Here is a 7,098-nt window from a genome sequence, read left to right as displayed (position 1 = left end):
TACACGATCGAGCGCTATGCCAAGCAGCATTCCGGACCCTTTCGCGACGCGTTCAAGGAACGGACAAAAACCGGGCATCTGGCGCGCCTGTCCGAAGGGCATTTCGGTGGCTTTTTTGGCTGGCCGAACTTTCGCGCAATGCATGAAGGTGGGTTCATGGGAATGCCGTCGTCTCAGGGCAAACCGACCGAGTTTCGGGTGGTGGATATCTACCTTCGCCGCGACGACAAACTGGCCGAGAACTGGGTTTTCATCGATATGCTGCACTGGATGATGGGGCAAGGTGTTGATGTGCTTGAGCGGTTGGCAAAGCAGCAGGGCTGACGGGTTATTCCTGCGTTATCGAGGCTTCCCAGTTTCGCAAGAAATTGCGCCGTGTCAGGCGGTCGAGGAACGCCAGAAGTCCGGGGCCAAGGCGGATCGGGCGAAGTGCTACATTGGATTGCAGCGCGTCGGTATCTACGGCTGGTAGGCCGGACGCCGCGACCAGATCGGGGCGACTTTCAAGGGACGCAAGGAAGTTGATCATAGTTTGCGCGTCGGCAATGTTGTCAGCCTTGGTCGAGATCAGAACGGTGCGCAGCATGATGTTGGCGAAATCGCTCATCATGACGATACGATAGCCGCCACCATCTTCTAATTGGGCTTGGGCGTAGCTGCCAAGGACATTGTAGGCGATGGCAAGTTTGCCCTCCCGGATATCGTGCAGCATGTCGCCCGAGCAGCAGTAAAGCTGCGTGTCGAGGCGGCCCATGGCTTCGAGCAAGCGCCAGAAATTTTCGGACACCCGGGCGTCTTGTGTGGCCATGAGATAGCCAAAACCAGAGGTGCGCACGTCGTAAGTGCCAACCTTGCCACGGAAGCGCTCGGGTTGGTCGCGCAATAGCTCGATTAGTTCGTCGCGCGAGGTTGGGTAGGCCTCATCCGGGAAGGCCGTTTCGGACAGGATCAGGACGGCGGGCTCCTGGGTGAAGGCAAAGACCTGATCGCGCCATTTGGCCCAGTCGGGCAAAGCATCTGTGGCCGGAGAACGGTAAGTGCGCGCGAAGCCGTCGTTGGCAAGTTTGGTTTGCAGGTCCATCGCGGATGAGATCACAAGGTCGAAGGCCTCGCCTTCCGCGTGGACAGCTTTCATCAGCTCTGTGGTGCTGGCGATCGTGTAGTCGATTGATACTGTTTGATTTTGTTGTTGGAATGCAAGGAGGATCGGCTCGAACACGGCGCGGTCGGCAGTCGAGATAATCCGCAGTTCCGTTTCCGGGTTGGCGGCCGGATAGCGCGCGCGTTCTTCGATTTCAAAGGCAAACGCTGCGCTCGTCAATCCAAGGATGGCTATTATTGCCGCGGGAATATCAGTGAGACGCATGCGCCTTGGCTCCCTTCATTTCGGGTGATGTTCAATTGGCCACCATGGGCGCGGGCGACCTCGTCTGCGATGGTCAGACCAAGTCCCGAGCCAACAATATCATCGACATTTGCGCCGCGCGAAAAACGGGTTTTGAGGCTGTCGGTGTCGGCCTCGCCAAAGCCCCTGCCCCGGTCGGTGAAAGACAGGCACATGGTTTCGGCGACGGAGAGATCAACGTCGATTGCACTATCGTCAGGCGAGTATTTTATTGCGTTGTCTAGGATGTTTTGGATCGCGCTTTGCAGCAGGATGCGATCGCCGGTGAAGGCCGGTGTGGTGTCGGGCGTGGTACAGCGGATGGTCACGTCTTTGAGGTCGGCGGCGGGTTCAAGCCGTTCGGCGGTTTCGCGCACCAGTTCGGCCATATCGAATGTCTCGGTCGACAGGCTATCGGTGCGGAAGGTGACCATGGCGTGGTCGAGAAGTTGACCCGCAGAGCGCGAGCTTTCGTCGATGGCGCGGATCATCTCACGCATGGTTTGTTTGTGTTCAGGCTTTTGAAGTTTGCGGTGGGTGACTTCGGCTTTTGCCCGCACTGTTGCAAGCGGCGTGCGCACGCGGTGGGCGGCTTCTGCGATGAGATCTTCGGAGCGCAAAAGCGAGGCGCGCAGGCGGGCAATGAATGTATTCAGGGCTGAAACGAAGGGTTCAAGTTCTGTCGGTGGATCAATGGCAAGGGGACGCAGATCGGCGGGTCCGCGTCGGGTGATGGCGGCAGTCATTTCTTTCAGGGGTCGCAGAGCCGACCGCGCCGCAAGAAGGCTAAGGGCCGTCGCCACAAGGAAAAAGACAAGCCCGATGCCGGTGGCGATGGCGGTGATACGTTGGGAAATCGCAGCAAGGCCGAGGCGCGTCTGAGCGACAGAGATTAGCACGTTGGACGGCACACCTCCGGCGCTAACGGTGCGCGACGCCGACACCATGCGCACTTCGTCGCCGCGATAATAAAACGTCGCGAAAGTGTTTTCCGAGATCGTCGGGGATTGGCTTGGCGGCGGCAGATCGTCATAGCCAGTGAGTGTTTCGTCGTTCACCTCGACTTTGTAGAATACGCGGTCATCGTTCGTTGTGCCCAGCATCGACAACGCGGAATAGGGCAGATCGAGGGTAATCTCGCCGTCTTCCGAGCGCAGCGCGTCGGCGATGGATGTTGCAGACGCCGCAAGGATGCCGTCTTGAGTTGCTTCGGCGGCGGTTTCGGCAAGGCCGCGCACGACGAGGAAAAGGGCCACGGACAAAAGCGCGGAAATCGCGGCAAGTTGCAGGAACAGCCGGGTGCGAATCGACCGGGTGACGGTGGGCAGTTTCACGATCTGGCGACCAGCCGATAGCCAAGGCCGCGCACGGTTTCGATGACGGCGTCCGATGGCTCAAGACGTTTGCGGATGCGCCCGACGTAAACTTCGATGGCGTTTTCGCCGACGTTATCCGAGAAGGAAAACAACCGATCGAGAAGGTAGGATTTTGAGAAGACCTGCCCCGGAGAGGTGAAGAAAACCTCAAGAAGACGCAGCTCGCGATTGCGCAGGGTTTGACCGACGCCGTCGATCTCAAGTTCTCCGGCGGTTGAACAAAGGACTGCGTTTGCGACCGTGAGACGATTGGCGGCAACACCACCACGACGGCGTAAGACGGCGCGGCAGCGGGCCTCAAGTTCAGAGAAATCAAATGGTTTGGTGATATAATCGTCTGCACCAAGGTCTAGAAGACTGACCCTGTCGGACACCTCAGAGCGCGCCGTGGTGACGATAATAGGCGTTGCCTTAGCAGCCCGTCGATGGCTTTGCAGGAAGGTGCGGCCATCCCCGTCGGGTAGCATAATATCGAGCAATATCAGATCGTAGTCCGCCGCAGCGATGCAGGCTTCGGCGCTTTCCAATGTGCCGGCGTGATCCACAGCATGGCCGTCAAGTTGCAACCGCTCGGCGACGGCACTTGCAAGGTTGGCATTATCTTCGATCAGGAGAAACCGCATAGGTCCAGTTTATTTTCCGCCGTGACAGGTCAGTGTCAGGTGCATAAGGTTTGGTGACGATGAGCGGGAAAACCCGCCAAGTCAAATGGGAGGACTTCATGAAAACGAAAGTAAAAGCCTTTGGGCTTACCGCTGCTTTCTGCCTGATCGGCGGAGCGGCTTCTGCGGCGGAGTGCATTGCACCAGCCAACCCCGGCGGCGGCTGGGACTTTACCTGCCGTCAGATCGGCAAGATCCTTTATGACATCGGTGCTGTGGATAAGCCTGTACAGGTTACTAACATGCCTGGTGCCAGAGGTGGTCTTGCTTACAACACGGTTGTCAGTGAGCGCAACGACGACGCGGATCTTATCATCGCGGCCTCTTCGGCCACGACCACGCGTCTTGCGCAAAACGCATACGCTGGCATGACAGCTGATCAGGTTCGCTTTGTTGGTGCCATTGGTGCTGATCCGGGCGTAATCGTTGTGGCCGCTGACAGCCCGTTCCAGTCGCTTGGCGATCTGGTTGACGCAATCAAAGCAGAGCCGGGTTCGGTTGCCTTTGCTGGCGGTTCGGCTGTTGGCGGATTTGATCACCTGAAGCCTTTGATGATCCTGAAGGAAGCCGGGTTCACCGACATCACAAAGATCAAATACATCGGTCTTGATGGCGGCGCAGATGCGATCACTCAGACTGTTGGTGGATTTACGCAAGCGATGACCGGCGACATGTCGGAAGTTGTTTCGTTCCTTTCCAATGGCGACATTCGCGTGATTGCGGTTCTGACCGACGAGCGTGTGCCGGGCTTTGACGACATCCCAACTGCGAAAGAGCAGGGCTTTGATGTTGTGGCCGTGAACTGGCGTGGTCTTTACGTGCCCAAGGGCATTTCGGATGCACAGTTCGACGCATGGGCTGGCAAGCTGCAGCAGGTTGCTGACAGTGACGCTTGGGCAAAGGCAATGGTGGACAACGGTCTTGCGCCATTCACCAAAGTTGGCGGAGACTTCCAGTCATACGTCGATGGTCTTGTTTCTGACATCAACGCGATGTCGAAAGAGCTTGGGGTCCTGCAGTAGTGGCCTCGGACCGAATATTCGGTCTGATCACTCTGATCACGGCGGTCGCGTATATCGCGGCCGCCACGCAGATTCAGACGAATTTCTTCTCGGGCGAATACCTGCCAAAGCTGTTCCCGATCCTGATCGGCAGCGTGGCGGCGATATGTTCGCTAATTATCATATTTAAACCTGACCCCGAACCTGACTGGCCTGCTTCTTGGACATGGGTTTCCATGGCCATCGCGGTGTTTGTGCTGGCGGTTTATGCGGTCATGTTGAAGCCACTGGGGTTTCTTTTGCCCACAGCCATTGCGGCGGGCATCCTGAGTTATCAAATCTCGTTCCGGCCTTTTCCGTCAGTGCTGTCCGGCATTGGCCTGTCGATTGGGTTGCTCATCTTGTTCAAATACGCGCTTGGGCTTGGAAATATCGTGGCTTACCGCATTCCGACACCGGCCAAGCTTTGGGACGCGTTCGCTATTCTCATTCCCTTTGTAGGGGGTCACTGACATGGACATACTATCCAACCTCGCACTCGGGTTTAGCGTGGCGCTGTCGCCCTATACGCTTTTTCTGGCTGTCTGCGGTTGTTTCTTGGGGACGATCATCGGCGCATTGCCGGGCTTAGGTCCGTCGAACGGCGTTGCGATTTTGATCCCTATCACTTTCACGCTGGGGCTTGATGCGACATCCGCACTGGTTCTGATGACGTCTGTTTACTACGGCGCGATGTATGGCGGGCGGATCAGTTCGATCCTGCTGAACATCCCCGGAGACGAGCCTGCGTTGATGACTACGTTGGATGGCTATCCGATGGCCAAGCAGGGCCGCGCGGGCGATGCTTTGGTCTTGTCCGGCGTTGCCTCTTTCGTCGGAGCTTTGCTTGCGACGATCGGGCTAATGTTGCTGGCGCCGTCGCTGGCGCGGGTGGCGTTTTTATTCGGGCCTGCCGAGTATTTCGCACTGTATTTGCTGGCGTTCTGCACGTTGGGCGGCATGGCCTCGAACAATCAGGCGAAGGCCGCGATTGCGGCCTGTCTCGGTCTTGGCATCGCAATGATTGGCGTCGACAGTTCGTCGGGTTTGCCGCGTCTGACGGGTGGCAGTCTACATCTGTTTGACGGCGTTGATTTTCTTGTCGCCATCGTGGGTCTGTTCGCCATCGCCGAGCTGTTCTTCTTTATCGAAAGCCACGGTAAGGGCTCATCGATTGGGGTGAAGCTCGACAAGGTGCGAATCCCCTGGAAGGATATTTTCGACACCAGATGGACGATGTTGCGCGCATCTGGCGTGGGCTTTATCGCTGGCATCTTGCCGGGTGCGGGTGCGTCGCTTGGATCGTTCCTAGCCTATATGACCGAGAAATCCATCGCTGGCGAAAAAGGCGGCTTCGGCACGGGCGTTCCTAAAGGAGTCGCCGCGCCAGAGGCTGGCAACAACGCAGCCGCCGGTGGTGCGCTTGTGCCAATGCTGACGCTAGGTGTTCCCGGTTCTGGCACGACGGCTGTTTTGCTGGCCCTGTTGATGACGCTGAACATCACGCCCGGTCCGACGCTTTTCACCGAGCGACCCGAGGTTGTCTGGGGCCTGATTGCTTCGCTGTTAATCGCCAACTTCGTCTTGCTTTTGATGAACGTGCCGATGGTGAAGATCTTTGTCAAAATCCTGATGGTTCCGGCATGGATCCTGTTGCCGGGTGTGACAATGATTTCCTTCGTTGGTATCTTTTCACTTTCAGGCAGCTACTTTGATCTGTTGATGATGATCGGGTTTGGCGTGTTGGGCTACTTCCTGCGCAAACTGGATATCCCGACGGTGCCGGTCATCCTTGGCATCCTGCTTGGCGGCAACATGGAAGACGCCTTGCGCCGGGCCATGACTTTGTCAGATGGGGACGTCACATATCTGTTCTCAAGCCCGATTTCGATCGGCTTGTGGATTGCAGCGGTTCTGGGCTTTGTCGCCCCGATGTTCCTGCGCGGGGTCCTTAAGAAGCCGCAGGCGATCACCGATTGAGTGTCCGCATTCTCATACCTTCGGGCGCGCTTGGTCTTGGATACGATGCCACTGCGCTGGAGCGTGGAATTGCGAACAAGCCTGATCTGATTGCCATCGATGGCGGGTCGACCGACAGCGGGCCGTCGTATCTTGGACGCGGCGTGTCGAAATATGCGCGCTCGTCGACGAAGATCGAATGGGCCGGGTTGATGGACGCGGCGCGACGCGCGGGCTGTCCTTTGGTGATCGGCACTGCGGGCACCTGCGGTGCCGGATCGGCCGTGGATTGGCTTTTGGACATCACGCGCGAAGTTCTGGCAGAGACAGGTCACAGCGCGAAGATTGCTGTTTTAAGGTCGGATCAAGGGCCGGACGTCGTGGCCGAGGCGTTTGAGACGGGCCGCGTAACGCCCCTGCCCGCAGCGCCCGAGATTGACGTTGATCTGATCCAAAGCTGCACGAATATCGTTGCGCTTGCAGGGGTCGAGCAGATATCGGCCGCTCTTGCCACGGGCGCCGACATCGTGATTGCCGGACGCACGACAGACACTGCAATCATTGCCGCTTTGCCGATAGAGCGCGGCGTAGACGCTGGTTTGGCTTGGCATGCCGCAAAGATCGGGGAGTGCGGCGCGCTCTGTGCGACGAACCCGCAGTCGGGTGTGCTGCAGGTG

General features: G+C 57.9%; 8 protein-coding genes. 5 read left to right on the top strand and 3 right to left on the bottom strand.

All coding sequences use genetic code 11. The annotated features are described in order from the left end of the window. Positions 1-324: ester cyclase (locus tag AC221Y_RS17630; protein ID WP_486707886.1), on the top strand; the 324-nt coding region annotated here is incomplete at its 5' end. 4 nt (positions 325-328) lie between these two features. Here the strand turns inward: AC221Y_RS17630 and AC221Y_RS17625 are convergent. Genes AC221Y_RS17625 through AC221Y_RS17615 form a run of 3 tightly spaced genes read right to left on the bottom strand, consistent with a single transcriptional unit; the run spans position 329 to position 3,383 of the window. Further along, positions 329-1,366 carry an ABC transporter substrate-binding protein gene (locus AC221Y_RS17625; RefSeq protein ID WP_299750136.1) on the bottom strand — a complete coding sequence of 346 codons (1,038 nt, stop codon included), beginning with the start codon at positions 1,364-1,366 and terminating at the stop codon, positions 329-331. Beyond that, complete coding sequence (locus AC221Y_RS17620) at positions 1,336-2,718, bottom strand: sensor histidine kinase (RefSeq protein ID WP_299750139.1); 1,383 nt, start codon at positions 2,716-2,718, stop codon at positions 1,336-1,338. Before AC221Y_RS17620 ends, AC221Y_RS17625 begins: the two co-directional genes overlap by 31 nt. Continuing rightward, the gene (locus AC221Y_RS17615; RefSeq protein ID WP_486707885.1) at positions 2,715-3,383 is read right to left on the bottom strand and encodes a response regulator transcription factor; all 669 of its coding nucleotides are present in this window, start codon (positions 3,381-3,383) and stop codon (positions 2,715-2,717) included. The genes AC221Y_RS17620 and AC221Y_RS17615 overlap by 4 nt, the downstream gene beginning before the upstream one ends. Positions 3,384-3,481: 98 nt before the next feature. Between AC221Y_RS17615 and AC221Y_RS17610 the strand changes: the two genes are divergently transcribed. The 4 genes from AC221Y_RS17610 to AC221Y_RS17595 form a co-directional block, all read left to right on the top strand. Next, positions 3,482-4,444: a Bug family tripartite tricarboxylate transporter substrate binding protein gene (locus tag AC221Y_RS17610; protein WP_486707884.1), complete on the top strand. Its 963-nt coding sequence runs from the start codon at positions 3,482-3,484 to the stop codon at positions 4,442-4,444. Beyond that, entirely contained in the window at positions 4,444-4,935 is a 492-nt protein-coding gene (locus tag AC221Y_RS17605; protein ID WP_299753664.1) for a tripartite tricarboxylate transporter TctB family protein, read from the top strand. The genes AC221Y_RS17610 and AC221Y_RS17605 overlap by 1 nt, the downstream gene beginning before the upstream one ends. Before the next feature lies 1 nt (position 4,936). Then, positions 4,937-6,442, top strand: a complete 1,506-nt coding sequence (locus AC221Y_RS17600) for a tripartite tricarboxylate transporter permease (RefSeq protein ID WP_299753666.1) — start codon at positions 4,937-4,939, stop codon at positions 6,440-6,442. Beyond that, positions 6,439-7,098 (top strand): acyclic terpene utilization AtuA family protein (locus AC221Y_RS17595; RefSeq protein ID WP_486707883.1); only part of this gene is annotated, 660 nt, incomplete at its 3' end. The genes AC221Y_RS17600 and AC221Y_RS17595, both read left to right, overlap by 4 nt.

Source organism: Boseongicola sp., from assembly GCF_057460485.1.
This window is presented reverse-complemented; position numbering and strand designations above follow the sequence as displayed.